The 19,292-nt window shown below is 63.0% G+C and carries 16 protein-coding genes; 13 read left to right on the forward strand and 3 right to left on the reverse strand.

The features are described 5' to 3' along the window. Window positions 1-4: 4 nt before the first annotated feature. Both AC07XM_RS18605 and AC07XM_RS18610 read left to right on the forward strand, forming a co-directional pair. Entirely contained in the window at window positions 5-1,591 is a 1,587-nt protein-coding gene (locus tag AC07XM_RS18605) for an ABC-F family ATPase (RefSeq protein ID WP_016486587.1), read from the forward strand. A gap of 273 nt (window positions 1,592-1,864) precedes the next feature. Further along, complete coding sequence (locus AC07XM_RS18610; protein ID WP_070086831.1) at window positions 1,865-3,058, forward strand: MFS transporter; 1,194 nt, start codon at window positions 1,865-1,867, stop codon at window positions 3,056-3,058. Here AC07XM_RS18610 and AC07XM_RS18615 read toward each other — a convergent pair. Next, window positions 3,032-4,066 (reverse strand): alpha/beta hydrolase family protein, encoded by a 1,035-nt coding sequence (locus AC07XM_RS18615; RefSeq protein ID WP_016486585.1) that lies wholly within the window; start codon window positions 4,064-4,066, stop codon window positions 3,032-3,034. The two genes, AC07XM_RS18610 and AC07XM_RS18615, sit on opposite strands and share 27 nt — an antisense overlap. Before the next feature lie 200 nt (window positions 4,067-4,266). On the opposite strand from AC07XM_RS18615, the gene yghU reads away from it, so the two are divergent. From yghU to AC07XM_RS18645, 6 genes are all read left to right on the forward strand, one after another. Continuing rightward, window positions 4,267-5,106: a glutathione-dependent disulfide-bond oxidoreductase gene (gene yghU, locus AC07XM_RS18620; protein WP_023048169.1), complete on the forward strand. Its 840-nt coding sequence runs from the start codon at window positions 4,267-4,269 to the stop codon at window positions 5,104-5,106. A gap of 139 nt (window positions 5,107-5,245) precedes the next feature. Further along, window positions 5,246-6,949, forward strand: a complete 1,704-nt coding sequence (locus tag AC07XM_RS18625; RefSeq protein ID WP_016486583.1) for an amidase — start codon at window positions 5,246-5,248, stop codon at window positions 6,947-6,949. Window positions 6,950-7,135: 186 nt separating this feature from the next. Continuing rightward, window positions 7,136-7,810 carry a helix-turn-helix transcriptional regulator gene (locus AC07XM_RS18630; protein ID WP_016486582.1) on the forward strand — a complete coding sequence of 225 codons (675 nt, stop codon included), beginning with the start codon at window positions 7,136-7,138 and terminating at the stop codon, window positions 7,808-7,810. Next, window positions 7,807-8,724 carry a pyridoxal-phosphate dependent enzyme gene (locus tag AC07XM_RS18635; protein WP_060516581.1) on the forward strand — a complete coding sequence of 306 codons (918 nt, stop codon included), beginning with the start codon at window positions 7,807-7,809 and terminating at the stop codon, window positions 8,722-8,724. The genes AC07XM_RS18630 and AC07XM_RS18635 overlap by 4 nt, the downstream gene beginning before the upstream one ends. Before the next feature lie 187 nt (window positions 8,725-8,911). After that, window positions 8,912-10,009: a carboxynorspermidine decarboxylase gene (locus tag AC07XM_RS18640; RefSeq protein ID WP_016486580.1), complete on the forward strand. Its 1,098-nt coding sequence runs from the start codon at window positions 8,912-8,914 to the stop codon at window positions 10,007-10,009. 33 nt (window positions 10,010-10,042) lie between these two features. Then, window positions 10,043-11,287, forward strand: coding sequence for a saccharopine dehydrogenase family protein (locus tag AC07XM_RS18645; RefSeq protein ID WP_003248123.1), 1,245 nt, complete (start codon window positions 10,043-10,045; stop codon window positions 11,285-11,287). Between the two features lie 108 nt (window positions 11,288-11,395). On the opposite strand, the gene AC07XM_RS18650 is transcribed toward AC07XM_RS18645, so the two are convergent. Next, on the reverse strand, window positions 11,396-12,442 hold the full coding sequence (locus tag AC07XM_RS18650; RefSeq protein WP_102689463.1) for a class I SAM-dependent methyltransferase: 1,047 nt from the start codon (window positions 12,440-12,442) through the stop codon (window positions 11,396-11,398). Between the two features lie 244 nt (window positions 12,443-12,686). On the opposite strand from AC07XM_RS18650, the gene AC07XM_RS18655 reads away from it, so the two are divergent. The 5 genes from AC07XM_RS18655 to AC07XM_RS18675 are packed head-to-tail and all read left to right on the forward strand — an operon-like array spanning window position 12,687 to window position 17,563. After that, window positions 12,687-14,021: a UDP-glucose dehydrogenase family protein gene (locus AC07XM_RS18655; RefSeq protein ID WP_016486578.1), complete on the forward strand. Its 1,335-nt coding sequence runs from the start codon at window positions 12,687-12,689 to the stop codon at window positions 14,019-14,021. Further along, the gene (locus AC07XM_RS18660) at window positions 14,009-14,983 is read left to right on the forward strand and encodes an NAD-dependent epimerase/dehydratase family protein (RefSeq protein WP_023048172.1); all 975 of its coding nucleotides are present in this window, start codon (window positions 14,009-14,011) and stop codon (window positions 14,981-14,983) included. The genes AC07XM_RS18655 and AC07XM_RS18660 overlap by 13 nt, the downstream gene beginning before the upstream one ends. A 34-nt stretch (window positions 14,984-15,017) precedes the next feature. After that, a complete protein-coding gene (locus tag AC07XM_RS18665; RefSeq protein WP_016486576.1) occupies window positions 15,018-15,761 on the forward strand; it encodes a glycosyltransferase family 2 protein in 744 nt (247 codons plus the stop codon). After that, complete coding sequence (locus tag AC07XM_RS18670; RefSeq protein ID WP_016486575.1) at window positions 15,758-16,030, forward strand: lipid-A-disaccharide synthase N-terminal domain-containing protein; 273 nt, start codon at window positions 15,758-15,760, stop codon at window positions 16,028-16,030. Before AC07XM_RS18665 ends, AC07XM_RS18670 begins: the two co-directional genes overlap by 4 nt. A 3-nt stretch (window positions 16,031-16,033) precedes the next feature. Next, entirely contained in the window at window positions 16,034-17,563 is a 1,530-nt protein-coding gene (locus AC07XM_RS18675; protein ID WP_060516585.1) for an ArnT family glycosyltransferase, read from the forward strand. Window positions 17,564-17,581: 18 nt separating this feature from the next. On the opposite strand, the gene mqo is transcribed toward AC07XM_RS18675, so the two are convergent. After that, window positions 17,582-19,159, reverse strand: coding sequence for a malate dehydrogenase (quinone) (gene mqo / locus AC07XM_RS18680; protein WP_102689462.1), 1,578 nt, complete (start codon window positions 19,157-19,159; stop codon window positions 17,582-17,584). Between the last annotated feature and the right edge of the window lie 133 nt (window positions 19,160-19,292).

The raw sequence follows: 19,292 nt of genomic DNA on the forward strand, positions 1-19,292 counted from the left end.
CCCTTTGATCTCCACCGCTAACATCACCATGCAGTTCGGCTCCAAGCCGCTGTTTGAAAACGTTTCCGTAAAATTCAACAACGGCAACCGCTACGGTCTGATCGGCGCCAACGGTTGCGGCAAGTCGACCTTCATGAAGATCCTCGGCGGTGACCTGGAGCCTTCCGGTGGCCAGGTGATGCTGGAACCGAACACCCGCCTGGGCAAGCTGCGCCAGGACCAGTTCGCCTATGAAGAATTCACCGTGATCGACACCGTGATCATGGGCCACAGCCAGCTGTGGAAGGTCAAGGCCGAGCGCGACCGTATCTACTCGCTGCCGGAAATGACCGAAGAAGACGGCATGGCCGTCGCCGAGCTGGAAACCGAATTCGCCGAAATGGACGGCTACACTGCCGAATCGCGCGCCGGTGAACTGCTGCTGGGCCTGGGTATCCCCCTGGAACAGCACTTCGGCCCGATGAGCGAAGTGGCGCCAGGCTGGAAGCTGCGTGTCCTGCTGGCCCAGGCATTGTTCTCGGACCCGGACGTGCTGTTGCTCGACGAACCAACCAACCACCTGGATATCAACACCATCCGCTGGCTGGAAACGATCCTCACGGCGCGTAACAGCACCATGATCATCATTTCCCACGACCGCCACTTCCTCAACAGCGTCTGCACCCACATGGCCGACCTGGATTACGGCGAGCTGCGCCTGTTCCCAGGCAACTATGACGAGTACATGACGGCGGCCACCCAGTCGCGTGAGCAGTTGCTGTCGGACAACGCCAAGAAAAAGGCGCAGATCGCCGAACTGCAGACGTTCGTCAGCCGCTTCTCGGCCAACGCCTCCAAGGCCAAGCAGGCGACTTCGCGTGCCAAGCAGATCGACAAGATCCAGCTGGCCGAAGTCAAACCTTCCAGCCGTGTCAGCCCGTTCATTCGCTTTGAGCAGACCAAAAAACTGCACCGCCAGGCGGTGGTGGTCGAGAAGATGGCGAAAGCCTTCGACGACAAGGTGCTGTTCAAGAACTTCGACATTACCGTCGAGGCGGGTGAGCGCGTTGCGATCATCGGCCCCAACGGTATTGGCAAGACTACCCTGCTGCGCACTCTGGTCGGCGAAATGACCCCGGATGCAGGTTCGGTGAAATGGACCGACAGCGCAGAAGTGGGCTACTACGCCCAGGACCACGCTCACGACTTTGAAGACGATCTGAGCCTGTTCGACTGGATGGGCCAGTGGACCTCCGGCGAACAGGTGATTCGCGGCACCCTGGGGCGCATGCTGTTCTCCAACGACGAGATCCTCAAGTCGGTGAAGGTGATTTCCGGTGGTGAGCAAGGCCGCATGCTGTTCGGCAAGCTGATCCTGCAAAAGCCGAACGTGCTGGTGATGGATGAGCCAACCAACCACCTGGACATGGAGTCGATCGAGGCGCTGAACCTGGCGCTGGAAAACTACCCGGGCACCTTGCTGTTCGTCAGCCACGACCGCGAGTTCGTCTCGTCGTTGGCCACGCGCATCATCGAGCTGTCGCCCGATGGTGTGGTGGACTTCAGCGGTACCTACGACGATTACCTGCGCAGCCAAGGCGTACTGGTCTGATCGAAGTGTAAGGCCTGGCCACGTTGCATGGCTGGGCCGGCCTTTTCGCGGGCACGCCCGCTCCCAAGAGCCCAGTCAAGCAGGGGACGTGTGGGAGCGGGCTTGTCCCGCGAACACCGGCGAAGCCGGTGCCAGGCACCGCGTACTCCCATTCAGGGGACAAGTCCGCTGCCACAGCCACACCCTGGCGAATAATTCGTTAGCCTGCTTTCTTTTCCTTCGCACAACGGCCATGATGGGACCACGCCCAACCGCCCGCCCGCGAAAGAGCCCATGACCGCGCAACAACCTGCCCCCGCCAGCCATACGCTGCACATCACCCTGCAGATCCTGTCGATCGTTTTCTACACCTTCATTGCCTTCCTCTGCATCGGCCTGCCCATTGCGGTGTTACCCGGCTACGTGCACGACCAGCTGGGCTTTGGTGCGGTGATCGCCGGGGTGACCATCGGCTTGCAATATCTGGCCACCCTGCTGAGCCGCCCGTTTGCCGGGCGCGTTGCAGACACCCTCGGGGGCAAGCGAGCCATCCGCTTCGGCCTGCTGGGGATTGCCGGCTGCGGGGTATTGACGCTGTTATCGGCCTGGACCCTGACGCTGCCACTGCTGAGCCTCGCGTTGTTGCTTGGCGGCCGTTTGCTGCTCGGCATCGCCCAGGGGCTGATCGGCGTGGCTACCTTGAGTTGGGGCATCAGCCAGGTCGGCCCCGAACACACCGCCAGGGTGATCTCATGGAACGGTATCGCCTCCTACGGCGCCATCGCTATTGGCGCGCCACTGGGCGTATTGGCCGTGGATGGGCTGGACTTCAGCGTGCTGGGGCCTGCTTTGCTGGTGCTGGCAACCCTTGCCCTGCTGGTGTTGCGAAAGCGCCCCGATGTGGTGGTGGCGCGGGGCGAGCGCCTGCCATTCTGGTCGGCGTTTGCCCGGGTCGCACCGTGCGGTCTTGGCCTGACCCTGGCTTCGATCGGCTATGGCACCCTGACCACCTTCGTCACCTTGTACTACCTGGAGCGAGGTTGGGTGGGCGCAGCCTGGTGCCTCAGTGCGTTTGGGGTGTGCTTCATCATTTCGCGGCTTTTATTCGTCAATGCCGTCAACCGGTTTGGTGGCTACAACGTGGCGGTCGCCTGCATGGCCACCGAAGTGCTGGGCCTGAGCCTGCTGTGGCTGGCGCCTGCGCCGGCCTGGGCACTGGTCGGCGCGGGGCTTACCGGTTTCGGGCTGTCGCTGGTGTACCCGGCGCTGGGCGTCGAGGCAATCAGGCAGGTCCCCAGCAACAGCCGCGGCGCGGGGCTGGGGGCCTATGCGGTGTTCTTCGATATGGCCTTGGCTATCGCCGGCCCGCTGATGGGCGCAGTAGCCGTGCACCTGGGCTATGCCTCGATCTTCTGCGTGGCTGCCCTGCTCGCCCTGGCCGGGGTGGGCCTAACGCTGTTGCTATCGCGGCGCGCTCGCCGCGGCTGATCGCTCGGCCAGTTGCGGCGCGCCCAGCGCCTGGCTGAAGAACGCCGCCGTTTCACGCGCCAGCGAATGATGGATATGGCGGCGATCCACACCCTCGGCATCCTTGCACAGCGCCGGCATCCGCGCGTACTGCTCGGCGTCGCAGTGGGCCATGAACACAAAGTGGCCGGCGCCGGCCAACAGGCGATAATCGGGAGTGACCGGCAGCTTGCGGGCCAGAGCTTCGGCGTTGCGGTCCACCGCCACCAGCTGGTCGCTATCACCGCTGTAGATCAGCGCTGGCACCTGAACCCCCGCCAAGGCATGGCGCCCGAACAGCAGGCTCAACGGCGCCATCAGCATCACCGCCCCTACCCGCTGGTCGGCCTGCGGCGCCAGTTCGCTGCGGTCGGCAATCAAGATGCCGTGGGTCTTGCAGGCGTCGGCGTCGGTCGGACGCTCCAGGCAGTACTGGCGCAGGCGGTCCAGGTCCGGGCGCGCACCGGAAAGGATCAACGCGGTTTCGCCACCGGCTGAATAACCGATCACGCCCACCTTGCCTTCATCCAGGTAAGCCCCGACCAAAGCATCATCGCGGGCTGCGGTGATGGCGGCGCTGACTTGCAGCGGCCGGCCATACAGATTGCTCAGAGTACCCAGACGACTGTGGTCGTGGGCATTGTCCCCAGGGTGCACGACTGCCACCACCACAAAGCCTCGCCGCGCCAACGAAGTTGCCAGGTAATGCAGCGCCAATGGGCTGCCGGTATTGCCGTGGGACAATACCAGTAACGGGAACCGGCCCGTGGCGACGGGTGCCTCTTCAGCCACCTCGACTGGATAGCCGTCTATACGGCTGCTACGGGGTTTACCGATAGCGGGGTAGAACGCCAATGCTTGCATCGGCCGGCTATCGACCGGGTCGACCAAGGTCATGTGGTGCAGGCCGACAACCCGGGGCCCAGCCTCGGCATGGGCCAGCAGGCCGCCGATCAGGACCAGCGCCAACACGCAGCGGGGAATAGTCATCGGCCGGCGGTTCCTTGCAGGGCGAAGCGATAGCCCAGCATAAAGCCGGCCTGGCGTGCGCCGGATGAAAACTGGATGAAACCCTCGTCATGCACGTTGCGCGCGCACCCTATGCATTTGCGCATGGCGTCGAACCCGTGGCATAGATACAGGTCCACGTCTTTACGTGACCGTTTCGCGCCAATGAAGGAGATTCATGCATGAGCAAGCCCGCCTACGTGCCACCCAAGGTCTGGCGCAATGAAGCAGCGTCCGGCGGCCAGTTCGCCAGCATCAACCGCCCTGTTGCCGGCCCGACACACGACAGGGACCTGCCGCTAGGCAACCACCCTCTGCAGCTTTACTCCCTGGCCACCCCCAATGGCGTCAAGGTCACCATTGCCCTTGAAGAGCTGCTTGCCTTGGGCCATACCGCAGCCGAGTACGATGCCTGGTTGATCCGCATTGGTGAGGGCGACCAGTTTTCCAGCGGCTTCGTCCAGGTCAACCCCAATTCCAAAATCCCTGCCCTGCTCGACCGCAGCGTCGAACCGCCTGTGCGGGTATTCGAATCGGGTTCGATCCTGCTGTACCTGGCAGACAAGTTCGGCGCACTGCTGCCAAAATCGCCCGCTACACGCGCCGAGAGCCTGAACTGGCTGTTCTGGCAGATGGGCGCGGCGCCTTACCTGGGCGGTGGCTTCGGTCACTTCTACGTGTATGCCCCGGAAAAAATCGAATACGCGATCAACCGCTTTACCATGGAGGCCAAGCGTCAACTGGACGTGCTCGACCGCCGCCTGGCCGAGAGCCGCTACCTGGGCGGTGATGAGTACAGCATTGCCGATATTGCCGTGTGGCCGTGGTATGGCCAGCTGGTGCGCGGCAACCTGTATGACGCGGCAGAATTCCTGGCGGTGGATGAGTATCCCAACGTGCAGCGCTGGGCCGAGGAAATTGCCCTGCGCCCGGCGGTGCAGCGCGGAACGCGGGTAAACCGCACATGGGGTGATGAGGCCAGCCAAGTGCCCGAGCGGCATGCGGCGCAGGACCTGGATTGAGGGTTAGCCGGGGTCGCTGTGCGACCCCGACAATGCCCGCTTGCATAAAACCATTTGCCCCCGCGCAAACCTGCGTCCGCCAAGCCCTTCTTGTACACTCCTCGCATTAGCCCCCACCTGCACATTTTTTGGTGAACGCATGATCGAGGTAACCGAGGTTTCCATTGCCGAGCTGCGCGACGCGCTCGAGTCGGGCCGCACGACGGCGGTCGAGCTGGTCAAGGCCTACCTGGCGCGCATCGACGCCTACGATGGCGCCGACACCGCCACCGCCCTGAACGCTGTCGTGGTACGCAACCCCGAGGCGCTGAAAGAAGCCGAGGCCTCCGACGCCCGCCGCGCTCAAGGCCAGGTCCTGAGCCCGCTGGATGGCATTCCCTACACCGCCAAGGACAGCTACCTGGTCAAAGGTCTGACCGCCGCTTCCGGCAGCCCTGCCTTCAAGGATCTGGTCGCCCAGCGCGACGCTTTCACCATCGAGCGCCTGCGCGCCGCGGGTGCTGTGTGCCTGGGCAAAACCAACATGCCGCCCATGGCCAACGGTGGCATGCAGCGCGGCGTGTATGGCCGCGCCGAAAGCCCGTACAACGCCAACTTCCTGACTGCGCCCTTCGCCTCGGGCTCATCCAACGGTGCCGGCACCGCCACCGCCGCCAGCTTCAGTGCCTTCGGCCTGGCTGAGGAAACCTGGTCCAGTGGCCGTGGCCCGGCGTCCAACAATGGCTTGTGCGCCTACACCCCCTCGCGCGGCGTGATTTCGGTGCGTGGCAACTGGCCGCTGACCCCGACCATGGACGTGGTGGTTCCTTACGCCCGCACCATGGCCGACCTGCTGGAAATCCTCGACGTGGTGGTCGCCGATGACGCTGACAAGCGCGGCGACCTGTGGCGTCTGCAACCTTGGGTGCCAATACCGGCGGCATCCACCGTGCGCCCAGCTTCTTATCTGGACCTGGCAGTGGATGCCAGCGCACTCAAGGGCAAACGCTTTGGCGTACCGCGCATGTATATAAATGCCGATGCCGAAGCAGGCACCTGCGAAAAACCAGGCATCGGTGGCCCGACTGGCCAACGCATCAACACCCGTGCCACTGTGATTGATTTGTGGCAACAGGCACGCCAGGCTCTGGAGGCGGCCGGCGCCGAAGTGCTGGAAGTGGACTTTCCGCTGGTGTCGAACTGCGAGGGCGACCGCCCGGGCGCACCGACCGTTTACAACCGTGGCATCGTCAGCAAGGAGTTCCTGCATGACGAGCTGTGGGAGCTGTCGGGGTGGGCCTTTGACGACTTCCTGCGCGCCAACGGCGACCCGAAGCTCAACCGCCTGGCCGATGTCGATGGCCCACAGATTTTCCCCCACGACCCGGGCACCCTGCCCAACCGCGAAGACGACCTGGCCGCCGGCATGGACGAGTACGTCAACATGGCCAAGCGCGGGCTGAAGACCTGGGACCAGATCGAGACCTTGCCCGACGGCCTGCGTGGCCTGGAGCACACGCGCAAACTGGACCTGGAAGACTGGATGGACAATCTGGGCCTGGACGCTGTGCTGTTCCCGACAGTGGCCGATGTGGGCCCGGCCGATGCCGACGTCAACCCGGCATCAGCGGACATCGCCTGGAGCAACGGTATCTGGGTGGCCAACGGTAACCTGGCGATCCGTCACCTGGGTGTGCCGACCGTCACCGTGCCAATGGGGGTGATGGCCGACATCGGCATGCCGGTGGGGCTGACCTTTGCCGGGCGGGCTTACAGTGACAATGCGTTGTTGAGCTTTGGTGCAGCCTTCGAGGCGACTGGCTCGCGCCGTATGATTCCGCCGCGCACCCCGGCGCTGGGCTGACTTTTACAAGGGCCGCTTTGCGGCCCATCGCCGGCAAGCCAGCGCCCACAGGAAACTGCAAACCTCAAGGGTCGTGCAGTACCTGTGGGCGCTGCCTTGCCCGCGATGGGCCAGTACAACCACCACAGATCGCACAATTCAACTTTATGTGTAAAAATACACAAAACGTTGATATTGCGATGTGCCATGCCTATCCCCCCCAGCGAAGAACGCCACCTTACCCTCACGGTGCTCAAGGCCGCCATCCAGGCCTTGGGCAGCGTCGCCGCACGCAACATGGAAATCCTGCTGCACGACCTGGACCACCCGGAGCATTCCGTGGTGGCGATCGTCAACGGTCACCTCTCCGGCCGCAGCGTCGGCAGCCCGATCCTCGCCGCCCCAGAGCAGGATCAAGGCTTCAAGGCACTGATGCAGGCCTCGGCCGACCAGCACGGCAGCGAGCCGGTGGTACTACCCGACTACCCCACCACGCTCAAGGGCCGCACCCTGCGCAGCGCCACTGCGATCTTTCGCGACAGCACCGGCCACCCCTTCGCCAGCCTATGCGTCAACACCGACGTCACCGGCCTGGACGCCGCCATGAGCTTTCTCCAGCAGTTCCAACCGCTGGGGGCCACGCCTGCCGTCAGCGAACCCGCCGACATGGAGCTGCTGATGAGCGAGATCATCCAGGCTTCCCTGCAACGCAGCGGCCAAGGCCGGATGAACAAACAGGCCAAGGTCGAGGCAGTGCGGGTCATGCAGGAGCGTGGCCTGTTCATCGTCAAAGGCGGCGTGGAAAAGGCGGCCAGTGCGCTCGGCGTGACCCGCTACACCATTTACAACTACCTTGAACAATTACGCGGAACCAGCCAATGACCTTGCATATCCACACCCCCCTGATCGAATCCCGCTCCCTGTCGTTGGCCGCGGGCCGAAACATCTGGCTCAAGCTCGATGCCCTGCAACCTTGCGGCTCGTTCAAGCTGCGCGGGGTGGGCCATGCCTGCGAAGTGCATCAGGCCCGTGGCGCCCGGCAGTTCATCTCGTCTTCGGGCGGCAACGCCGGCCTGGCGGTGGCCTATGCAGGGCGCAAACTGGGTGTGCCGGTGACCGTGGTAGTCCCCGAGACCACCACCGAGCGGGCCAAGGAGTTGCTGCGCCTGGAAGACGCCAACGTGGTGGTGCATGGCAGCTCCTGGCAAGAGGCCAACGCCCTGGCGCAGACCTTGGTGGGGCCGGATGATGCGTTCATCCACCCGTTTGACGATCCGCTGCTGTGGGCCGGGCATGCCAGCCTGATCGATGAAGTCGCCGAAGCAGGCGTCAAACCGGACGCCGTGGTGCTGTCGGTGGGGGGTGGCGGCTTGCTCAGCGGCGTGGTCGAGGGGCTGCAGCGCAATGGCTGGGGTGATGTACCGGTGCTGGCGGTGGAAACCCACGGCGCCGCGTCGCTGCACGCGGCCCTGCAGGCGGGGCATTCGGTCGAGCTGGAGCGCATCGCCTCGGTGGCAACATCGCTGGGGGCAAAGCGGGTAGCCGATCAGGCGCTGGCCTGCGCACAGCAACACCCGGTGCACAGCCACCTGGTCAGCGATCGCGCAGCGCTGGAAGCCTGTGAGCGGTTCCTGCTGGACCATCGCGTACTGGTCGAGCCAGCGTGTGGAGCGGCGCTGGCATTGGCGTATGCGCCAGGCGTCCTGGCGCACTACCAGAATGTGCTGGTGGTGGTTTGTGGTGGCGCTACGGCAACGCTTGAGCAGATTCACGCGTGGTTGCAGCAAGCCGATTGAGGCTGCCGCCCGTCGGTGGTGATTACGACAGTCACATGCGCCTGTTCTACTGAGCCCGCCGCAACCGGAAAAATGCCCTCGCAACAGCGTCAACCCTGACGAAATGCGTATCGCACCCTTTCGGTCTGCGGCAAGTGAAGGCACAATGCGTGTCCTTTTTTTGGCCGGCCTGGCCGGGGGCCTTTAAATGATCAAGACGCCGTATTACCTCATCGATAAAACCAAGCTGCTCAGCAACATGGAGAAGATCGCCTACGTGCGCGAACACTCCGGTGCCAAGGCGCTGCTCGCCCTCAAGTGCTTCGCCACCTGGTCGGTGTTCGACCTGATGCAGCAGTACATGGACGGCACCACCTCGTCCTCCCTCTTCGAGCTCAAGCTCGGCCGCCAGAAGTTCGCCGGCGAGACCCACGCCTACAGCGTGGCCTGGGCCGACGACGAGGTCGAGGAAATGCTCGAGAACTGCGACAAGATCATCTTCAACTCCATCGGCCAGCTGCAGCGCTTTGCCGAACAGTCCGAAGGCAAAGTGCGCGGCCTGCGCGTCAACCCGCAGGTCAGCAGCTCTGACTACCTGCTGGCCGACCCGGCACGTCCGTTCAGCCGCCTGGGCGAATGGGACCCTGCCAAGATCGAGCAGGTGATCGAACAGATCTCCGGTTTCATGTTCCACAACAACTGCGAGAACGGCGACTTCGGCCTGTTCGACAAGATGCTCACGCACATCGAAGAGCGCTTCGGTCACCTGCTGCACAAGGTCGAGTGGGTCAGCCTCGGTGGCGGCATCCATTTCACCGGTGAAGACTATGCGGTAGACGCCTTCTGCGCGCGCCTCAAAGCCTTCTCGCAAAAGTACGGCGTGCAGGTGTACCTGGAGCCGGGCGAAGCAGCCATCACCAACAGCGCCTCGCTGGAAGTGACCGTGCTCGACACCCTGTACAACGGCAAGCACCTGGCCGTGGTCGACAGCTCGATCGAAGCACACCTGCTTGACCTGCTGATCTACCGCCTCAACGCCAAGATGGCCCCCAACGACGGCGAGCACACCTACATGGTCTGCGGCAAGTCGTGCCTGGCCGGTGACATTTTCGGCGAGTACCAATTCGATCGCCCGTTGGCCATTGGCGATCGCCTGTCGTTCATCGACACGGCGGGTTACACCATGGTCAAGAAAAACTGGTTCAACGGCCTGAAGATGCCATCCATCGTGGTCAAGCAACTCGACGGCAGCGTCGAAGTCGTCCGCGAGTTCGGTTTCGAAGACTACGTTTCCAGCCTGTCGTAAGGCCGGCTTTCCAAGTAAGGAGCAAAAGGTAAATTGAAGAAGAACGTTCTTATCATTGGTGCAGGAGGTGTCGCCAAGGTGGTGGCCCACAAGTGCGCGCAGCATAACGACGAACTGGGTCGTATCGCTATCGCGTCACGGAACATCTCCAAATGCCAGGCCATCATCGACAGCGTCAAGGCCAAGGGTAGCCTCAAGGTACCCGCCGACATCCAGGCCTTCTCGCTCAATGCCCTCGATGTCGAGGCAACCAAGGCGCTGATCCGCGAGACCGAATCGCAGATCGTGATCAACGTAGGTTCCGCCTTCCTCAACATGTCGGTGCTGCGTGCCTGCATCGATACGGGTGTCGCCTATCTGGACACCGCCATCCACGAAGAGCCGGGCAAGATTTGCGAGACCCCGCCGTGGTATGGCAACTACGAGTGGAAACACCTCGAAGAGTGCCAGGCAAAGAACATTACCGCCATTCTCGGCGTCGGTTTCGACCCGGGTGTGGTGAACAGCTACGCCAAACTGGCGCAGCAGCAGTATTTCGACAGCATTGATTCGATCGACATCCTCGACGTCAATGCCGGTTCGCATGGCAAATACTTTGCCACCAACTTCGACCCGGAAATCAACTTCCGTGAGTTCACCGGGCAAGTGTGGAGCTGGCAGAACAGCCAGTGGACCAGCAACACCATGTTCGAGGTCAAGCGTACCGACGACCTGCCAGTGGTAGGCTCGCAGAACCTTTACCTGACCGGCCACGACGAAGTTCACTCGATTTCGAAGAACCTCAACGTGCCGAACGTGCGTTTCTGGATGAGCTTCGGCGAGCACTACATCAATGTGTTCACCGTGTTGAAGAACCTGGGCCTGCTCAGCGAGCAACCGGTAAAAACGGCCGAAGGCCTGGAAGTGGTACCGCTGAAAGTGGTCAAGGCCGTTCTACCAGACCCGGCCTCCCTGGCCCCTGGCTACACCGGCAAGACCTGCATCGGTGACCTGGTCAAAGGCACCAAGGATGGCCAGCCGCGCGAAGTGTTCATCTACAACGTGGCAGACCACGAAGAAGCCTACGCCGAGACCGACAGCCAGGGCATTTCCTACACCGCCGGTGTACCGCCAGTGGCTGCCGCCCTGCTGGTTGCCCGTGGCGAATGGGATGCCAAGCGCATGGTCAACGTCGAGGAGCTGCCAGCCGAGCCGTTCCTCAAGGCGCTTGACGTGATGGGCCTGCCAACCCGCGTCAAAGATGAAAAAGGCGATCGTCCTTGGGACGCTGAAGCCTAAGCAACAAACAGAAGGGGCGCCACATGGCGCCCCTTCTGCGTTTCCAGGCCCTGTAATGATCCTGTGGGAGCGGGCACGCCCGCGAAAAGGCCCGTGCAGGACCACACCCTACTTCCGAGCTTCCAGAATCAGGTTGAACGGTGTCTGCGTCGCACGCCGGAAGCGGCCGAACCCCGCTTCCTCGAACACCGCCCGCAAGCGCGCCTCACCGGCTTGCGCACCCAACCCCAAGCCCACCTCCTGCGACAGCGAATTCGGCGTGCAGATGAAGGTAGAGGCTGCGTAGAACAAGCGCCCTACCGGCGTCAGGTTGCCGTCCAGCGAATCCTCGGCAAAAGGCTCTACCAGCATGACCGTGCCGTCAGCCTTCAACGCCCGATAGGCATGCTTGGCCGCCCCCACCGGGTCGCCCATGTCGTGCAGGCAATCGAAGAAGCACACCAGGTCATGGTCATGTCCCGGGTAATCCTTCGCACTGGCCTGCTGAAAACTCACCCGCTCGGCTAGCCCCGCCTCACGCGCACGATCGTTGGCGGTGGTGATGGAAGGCCCGTGGTAGTCGTAGCCGACGAAGGTAGACGCTGGAAACGCCTGGGTCATGACCAGCGTCGAGGCGCCATGCCCGCAGCCTACATCCGCGACCTTGGCCCCCGCCTGTAGCTTGGCCACCACACCCTCGAGCGCTGGCAACCACTCAGCGACCAGAAACGTACGGTAGCCGGGTCGGAAAAACCGCTCGGTACCGCTGAACATGCACGGGTGGTGGTCCCCCCAGGCCAGCCCGCCATCGCCTCGCATGGCCGCGACCAGCTTGTCCTTGTCATGGAACAGCGCAGCGATCACGGCGGCCCCACCGGCCATATAAGCCGGGGAGTCCTCCAGCGCCAGGGCCATGGCCTGCTCTTCGGGCAGCACAAAAGAGCCCTTGACGTGTGCCATGTAACCCGAAGCGGCCTGGGCGTTCAGCCATTCGCGCACCAGCCGCGGATGGCAGCCGGTTTTTTCCGCCAGCGCTTCGGGGGTAATTGGCTGGCTATCAGCCATCGCTCGATACAACCCCAGTTCGTCGCCCAGGATGACATTGGCCAGGGTCGCCGCTGCGCCCATGTCGCCCACCAGCTTGCCCATGAAATCGTGAAGCCTTGCCTCGTCCATGACCTGCCCTCCTCTGCAAGAAGGCCATCGCCAGCGAGGGAACTCCGATCCGGGGAGGCGGTGGTCGGTTCAAGGGTTTGTGCTCGCCCTACAGCGCGTTATCGCGAGCACTGGGTAAGTCTAGATCTTCTGCCCGCACGCAACGGGATCCCGACCACATAGCGGCTCAATTCATCCATCAGGTAACAAAACCTAAACAACACTGTGACATTTTTTTTCAGCTTTCCTATCAAGGAGCTGAACGATGAAAGTCACGGTTTTCGGTACCGGCTATGTCGGCCTCACCCAGGCAGTGTGCCTGGCGCAGGTGGGGCACTCGGTGTTGTGCATGGATGTCGACGCTGAGCGGGTCGCCACCCTCAATGAAGGCCATTGCCCGATCTTCGAGCCCGGCCTTGCGCCGATGCTGGAAAAAAACCTGGCTTGTGGCCGCCTGCGCTTCACCACTGACGCCAGGGCAGCAGCCAACTACGCCAGGCTGCAGTTCATTGCAGTCGGCACACCGCCGCAAGCCGATGGCAGCGCTGACCTGAAGCAGGTGTTCGCCGTGGTCGACAGCATTCTCGAACACGCTGACGGCGCGGTGATCGTCAACAAGTCCACCGCGCCGGTCGGCACGGTGCACCGCATCAAGTCGCGCATAGCCCAGTCCGTCGCCGCCCCCGCTCGCTTCCAGGTAATCAGCAACCCGGAGTTTCTCAAGGAAGGCTCGGCCGTGGACGACTGCATGCGGCCGGACCGCATCATCATCGGCGGCGCCGAACCGGCCGAGGTGGCGTTGTTGCGCGAGCTGTACCTGCCGTTCAGCCGCAACCGCGAAAAACTCATGATCATGGATGCACGCAGCGCCGAGCTGACCAAGTATGCGGCCAACTGCATGCTGGCGACCAAGATCTCCTTCATCAACGAAATCGCCAACCTGGCCGAGCACCTGGGGGCCGACATCGAAATGGTGCGCCGCGGCATCGGCTCCGACCCGCGCATCGGTTACGACTTCATCTACGCCGGCTGCGGCTTTGGCGGCTCGTGCTTCCCCAAGGACCTGCAAGCCCTGCGCCGCAGCGCCGAGGCTGAAGGCTTCGAGGCGCAGTTGCTGCGTGCGGTGGAGTCGGTCAACGAACATCAGAAGGGTCGGCTGTTCAGCAAGATCCAGCGGCATTATCCCGATGGCCTGCGGGGCAAGGTATTCGCCCTGTGGGGCTTGTCGTTCAAGCCCAACACCAATGACATCCGCGAAGCCTCCAGCCGAACCTTGCTGGAAGCGCTGTGGGCTGCTGGCGCGCGAGTACAGGCCCACGACCCGCAGGCGATGGACGAAATCCTTCGGCATTACGGCCTGCGCGCCGATTTGCAACTGGTGCCGTGCAAGGACGATGCACTGGAAGGCGCCGATGCGCTGGTCATCGTCACCGAGTGGCAGGACTATCGTGTGCTGAATCTGGACAAGGTGCAGGAGCTGTTGGCCGATCGAGTGGTGTTCGACGGCCGCAACCTGTTTGAACCCGAGCACATGACCGCCGCCGGCCTGACCTACTACGGTATCGGCCGCGGCCAGGTGCAGCCAGCATGCCCGTACTGATTACCGGTGTGGCCGGCTTTATCGGGTTCCACGTCGCGTGCCGCCTGTGCGAGGCTGGCATCGAGGTGATCGGCATCGACAACCTCAATGCCTACTACAGTGTCGAGCTGAAACGGGCGCGCCTGCAACAGCTGTCCAGCTTCGCCAATTTCCGCTTCCAGCCCCTCGACATCGCCAACAGCGTCGACCTGCAACAGCTGTTCAGCGGGCAGGCGTTCAGTGAAGTGATCCACTTGGCGGCCCAGGCCGGGGTGCGCTATTCGCTGGACAACCCCGGCGCCTATGGCCAGGCCAACCTGGTCGGTTTCCTCAATATGCTCGAAGCCTGCCGCCAGCAACCGCCGCGCCACTTGATCTACGCCTCCAGCAGCTCGGTGTACGGCGCCAACGCCAAGCTGCCGTTCAGCGTCGACGATCCGGTCGAGCAGCCGGTGTCGCTCTATGCCGCCAGCAAGCGCGCCAATGAGCTGATGGCGCACAGCTATGCGCACCTGTATCGCCTACCGACCACGGGTTTGCGCTTTTTCACCGTCTACGGTCCTTGGGGCCGCCCCGACATGGCGCTGTTCAAGTTCACCCGCGCCATGCTCGAAGGACGCCCGATCGAGATCTACAACAACGGCCTGATGGGGCGCGACTTCACCTACATCGACGACATTGTCGAAAGCATCCTGCGCCTGCGCCTGAAGCCACCACAGCCTGCCCACGGGCGACCGCCCTGCCAGCTTTTCAACATCGGTCGCGGCCAGCCGGTGCGGCTGCTGCATTTCGTCGAGTGTCTGGAGGACGCCTTGGGCATCAAGGCCCAGCGCGACTACCTGCCACTGCAAGCGGGAGACGTGCTGGAGACCTGGGCCGATGTGGGCTCGCTGGCGCGCTGGGTCGACTTCACCCCGGGCACATCGCTGGAACACGGCATTAACGCTTTCGTTGGCTGGTACCGGGATTTTTACCGGGTTTGAGCCGCGCACTCACAACAAGACCACAGGTAGCCTCATGACAGATCCACTTGACCTCTCGGTACTGATCCCCGCCAGGAACGAGGTCGACAACCTGCCATCATTGTTGATGGAAATCCGCGCCGCACTGGCCGCCGAAGACTATGAAGTACTGGTGGTCGATGACGGCAGCAGCGATCGCACCCTGAGCGTACTTCAGCAACTGAAAAGCCAGGGTTACACGCAGCTGCGCATACTGCGCCACGAACGCTCGCTGGGCCAGAGCACCTCGCTTTGGCACGCCGCGCAGGCTGCCCGCGGCCACTGGCTGGCCACCCTCGACGGCGACGGCCAGAACGACCCGGCAGACATCCCTGGCATGCTCGACCTGGTGCGCGCCAACCAGGCATTGGCCGGTGGCGTGAAACTGGTCGCCGGGCACCGCGTCAACCGCCGAGACAGCGCGAGCAAGCGCTGGGCTTCGCGTGTTGCCAACGGCTTGCGCAGCCGCCTGCTCAAAGACGCCACGCCAGACACCGGCTGCGGGCTGAAGCTGATCGAGCGCGCAGCCTTCCTGCGCCTGCCTTACTTCGACCACATGCACCGCTTCATCCCGGCCCTGATCCTGCGCCACAACGGCCGCATGCTGGTGCACCCGGTCAACCACCGACCACGCCATGCCGGGGTGTCCAAGTACGGCAACCTGGACCGCGCCCTTGTCGGCATCCTCGACTTGTTCGGGGTGTGGTGGCTGATTCGCCGCACCCGCCTGGGCAGCCGCCCGCAGGAGTTTGAAGGATGACCCGCGAAACCCTGTGGCTGATCATCGGCTTCGCCGGTCAGGCGGTGTTCACCGGGCGCTTCGTGCTGCAGTGGCTGTACAGCGAGTTCAAGCGCCGCAGCGTGATCCCGGTAGGTTTCTGGTACCTGAGCATGCTCGGCAGTGCGCTGCTGCTGACCTACGCCATCTACCGCCAGGACCCGGTGTTCATCATCGGCCAGAGCTTCGGCTTTCTGGTCTACCTGCGCAACCTGCAACTGATCGCCCGCCACCAGGAACAGAAGGAATAGCCCTTGCCGAGGTTCAAGACGCTTGGGGCCGAACGCCTGGCCCTGATTGCCCTCGCCGTAGTGTTGGTGGGTGCAGGTATCGGCTGGCGACAGCCGATGAATGTGGATGAAGAGCGCTTTCTCGGCGTAGCCCTGGAAATGCTGCAAAGCGGCAACTGGTTCATCCCTCACCGGGCAGCGGAAATCTACGGCGACAAGCCGCCGCTCTTCATGTGGACCGTGGCCCTGTTCAGCCAACTGACCGGCTCGCCCAAGGTTGCCCTCTACCTGCCCGGGTTGATGTCGGCGGCAACCATCACCTGGGTGCTGCACGACCTGGGGCGGCGCCTGTGGAACCGGCGCATTGGCGTGATCGCCGCCTTGCTGTTCCTGGCCACCTACCAGAGCTACAGCATCCTGCGCACCGGACAGATCGACAGCTTCCTGTGCCTGTGGGTGGCGTTGGGTTTCTATGGCATGGTGCGCCACCTGCTATTGGGGCCGGCGTGGGGTTGGTTCTACCTGGCCTGTGCGGCCATGGGGCTGGGCATCATCAGCAAAGGCGTGGGCTTTGTCCCGGCGCTGATGCTGCTGCCCTATGCCTGGGCGGTGCGCCAAGGCTGGCACGGCGTTGTGGCCATGCCTGGCCAGGGTTGGCGCTGGAGCCTTGGGCTGCTTTGCCTGCTGGCCGGTTGCGCGGTGTGGCTTGTGCCCCTGCTGATGTCGATCGCCCAGGGCGGTGGCGCAGCGGAGCTGGCCTACCTCAAGGAAATCTTGCTGCGCCAGACCGCCAGCCGCTATACCAATGCCTGGGACCATCGCGAGCCATTCTGGTACTTCTTCGTCAAGGTCATTCCCAAGTACTGGCTGCCGCTGGTGCTGGCCCTGCCTTGGCTGGTACCGGCCTGGCGACGCCAGCTGCAAAAGCGCGACGGGCGCTTCTTGCTGCTACTCGGCTGGGTGGCGTTGGTGCTGCTGTTTTTCAGCCTCAGCAGCGGCAAGCGCAAGTTGTACATCTTCCCAGCGCTGCCGGGCCTGGTGCTGGCCATCGCCCCGCTGATACCGTGGCTGCTCAAACGCTGGTTGCTGGGCCGGCCGGCCTGGCGCAAAGCCTTTGTCGCCGTGGCCCTGCTATGGTTCGCGCTGTGGTTCGCCCGCGGCTTCGTCGAGCCGCTGAAGGAGGGCCGCAACCCGCATGAGACGCTGATGAGCGAAGCGGCACGCGCCACCGGCGGTGCCGAGCTGGTGCTGGTCAACTGGCGCGAAGGGCATTGGCTGTTTGCCCGACAGCCCATCGTGCATTTCGGCTTTACCGGTCAATCCAGGGCGGATGCGGCGGTCTATTGGCTGCGCCACAACCCCACCGCCTTCGCCCTGATCCCGGCCTCTGAACTGGGCCGCTGCTTCAGTGCCGACAAGGCCCGCAAGCTTGGCGAGACTTCGCGGGCTGAGTGGTATGTAGTGCGTGCCGATGCCGACAACGGCATGTGCCAAACCACTCCCCCGAGTCACGTCTACCGCTTTGCCTGGGCAGACGCGCCCGTGGCTCGTTAAAACCTGCGCCCCGCCGTGCTACGGCGCAGCGGTGCCGGCTGGCGGATCGAGTTGCAGCACCTCGTTGGTGTACGCCCACTCCTTCAATACCTGGTCGGGGTGGTCGTTCAGGCGCGTTCCGTAGGACGGGATGATCTGTTTGATCTTACCCTGCCATTGCGGCGTTGCTACCTTGTCCTTGAACACCTTGTTGAGCACATCGAGCATGATCGGTGGCGCGGTCGAGGCCCCCGGCGAGGCACCTAGCAACCCGGCGATGCTACCGTCCCTGGACATCACCACCTCAGTACCGAGCTTGAGCACGCCACCCAATGCCTCGTCCTTCTTGATGATCTGTACCCGCTGGCCCGCCTGCCACAGCCGCCAGTCTTCCTTCTTCGCCTCGGGGAAGTAGGTGCGCAGCGCTTCGAAGCGGTCATTGTCGGATTGCAGCACCTGGCCGACCAGGTACTGCACCAGGTCAAACTCGCGTACCCCTACCCGTACCATCGGCCAGGCATTGTGCACGCTGGTACTGGCAAGCAGGTCGAGCAGCGAGCCTTGCTTGAGGAACTTGGTCGAGAAGGTGGCGAACGGCCCGAACAGGATCATGCGCTTGCCATCGAGCACCCGGGTGTCCAGGTGCGGCACCGACATGGGTGGCGCACCGGTGGCGGCAATGCCGTAGGCCTTGGCCATGTGCCGCTGGGCGATGGCCGGGTTATCAGTGACCAGGAACGAACCGCCGACCGGGAAACCCGCATAGTCCTTGGCTTCGTCGATACCCGACTTCTGCAGCAGGGGTAACGCCGCACCGCCGGCACCAATGAACAGGAATTTGGCGTCGGTGGCCGCCTTGCTGCCATCGTTGAGGTTCTTGTACTCGACATGCCAGGAACCGTCGCCGTTACGGGTGATTTCCTGTACCTCGGTGGACAGCTTGAGATCGAAGTTCGGCCGGGTCTGCAGATAGCCCACATATTGCCGGGTAATCTCGCCAAAGTTGACGTCGGTGCCAATCGGGGTCCAGGTTACCGCCAGTTTCTGGTTTGGGTCGCGCCCTTCCATCATCAACGGTACCCATTTGCGGATCTGCTCATGGTCCTCGGAGTACTGCATGGGCTTGAACAACGGGCTGGCCTGCAGCGCTTCATAGCGCTTCTTCAGGAAGCGGATGTTGTCGTCCCCCCAGACGAAACTCATGTGAGGCGTGGTATTGATAAACGAATGCGGGTTCTTCAAAACCCCCTGTTTGACCTGCCAGGCCAGGAACTGGCGGGTGACCTGGAACGACTCGTTGATCTCCACCGCCTTGCTGATGTCGATCTTGCCGTCTTTTTCCGGGGTGTAGTTGAGTTCGGCCAGGGCCGAGTGGCCGGTGCCTGCGTTGTTCCAGCCGTTGGAGCTTTCTTCGGCCACCTTGTCCAGGCGCTCGACCATTTCCATTGACCAGCCCGGCTCCAGTTCGTTGAGCCAGACCGCCAGCGTGGCGCTCATGATGCCACCGCCCACCAGCATGACATCGACCTTCCTGGTTTCCGCAGCCTGGGCGTTGAGCATGCCAAAGGCCAAGGCCAGCCCGGCCAGTGCCAGCTCCGGCTTCAGGGTAATTTTCATAACCTTTTCCGCGCCTCGTTGCTCTCCGTAAGTCAGCCTCAAGCTTAGCTGACGGATTTACTCGGGCATGGCTGGCGTACAACCACTTGCAATCCGGCACATCTCAAAATACTGTATGAATATTCAGTACAAA

This window comes from Pseudomonas sp. GW460-LB5 (assembly GCF_059423245.1).

What these genes read in the sequence shown, in the direction of transcription:
- AC07XM_RS18670 (WP_016486575.1), top strand. Translation starts at nt 15,758, where the DNA reads ATGACCCGCGAAACCCTGTGGCTGATCATCGGCTTCGCCGGTCAGGCG.
- mqo (WP_102689462.1), bottom strand. Translation starts at nt 19,159, where the DNA reads ATGAAAATTACCCTGAAGCCGGAGCTGGCACTGGCCGGGCTGGCCTTG.
- AC07XM_RS18635 (WP_060516581.1), top strand. Translation starts at nt 7,807, where the DNA reads ATGACCTTGCATATCCACACCCCCCTGATCGAATCCCGCTCCCTGTCG.
- yghU (WP_023048169.1), top strand. Translation starts at nt 4,267, where the DNA reads ATGAGCAAGCCCGCCTACGTGCCACCCAAGGTCTGGCGCAATGAAGCA.
- AC07XM_RS18625 (WP_016486583.1), top strand. Translation starts at nt 5,246, where the DNA reads ATGATCGAGGTAACCGAGGTTTCCATTGCCGAGCTGCGCGACGCGCTC.
- AC07XM_RS18665 (WP_016486576.1), top strand. Translation starts at nt 15,018, where the DNA reads ATGACAGATCCACTTGACCTCTCGGTACTGATCCCCGCCAGGAACGAG.
- AC07XM_RS18655 (WP_016486578.1), top strand. Translation starts at nt 12,687, where the DNA reads ATGAAAGTCACGGTTTTCGGTACCGGCTATGTCGGCCTCACCCAGGCA.
- AC07XM_RS18640 (WP_016486580.1), top strand. Translation starts at nt 8,912, where the DNA reads ATGATCAAGACGCCGTATTACCTCATCGATAAAACCAAGCTGCTCAGC.
- AC07XM_RS18615 (WP_016486585.1), bottom strand. Translation starts at nt 4,066, where the DNA reads ATGACTATTCCCCGCTGCGTGTTGGCGCTGGTCCTGATCGGCGGCCTG.
- AC07XM_RS18630 (WP_016486582.1), top strand. Translation starts at nt 7,136, where the DNA reads ATGCCTATCCCCCCCAGCGAAGAACGCCACCTTACCCTCACGGTGCTC.
- AC07XM_RS18610 (WP_070086831.1), top strand. Translation starts at nt 1,865, where the DNA reads ATGACCGCGCAACAACCTGCCCCCGCCAGCCATACGCTGCACATCACC.
- AC07XM_RS18650 (WP_102689463.1), bottom strand. Translation starts at nt 12,442, where the DNA reads ATGGACGAGGCAAGGCTTCACGATTTCATGGGCAAGCTGGTGGGCGAC.
- AC07XM_RS18660 (WP_023048172.1), top strand. Translation starts at nt 14,009, where the DNA reads ATGCCCGTACTGATTACCGGTGTGGCCGGCTTTATCGGGTTCCACGTC.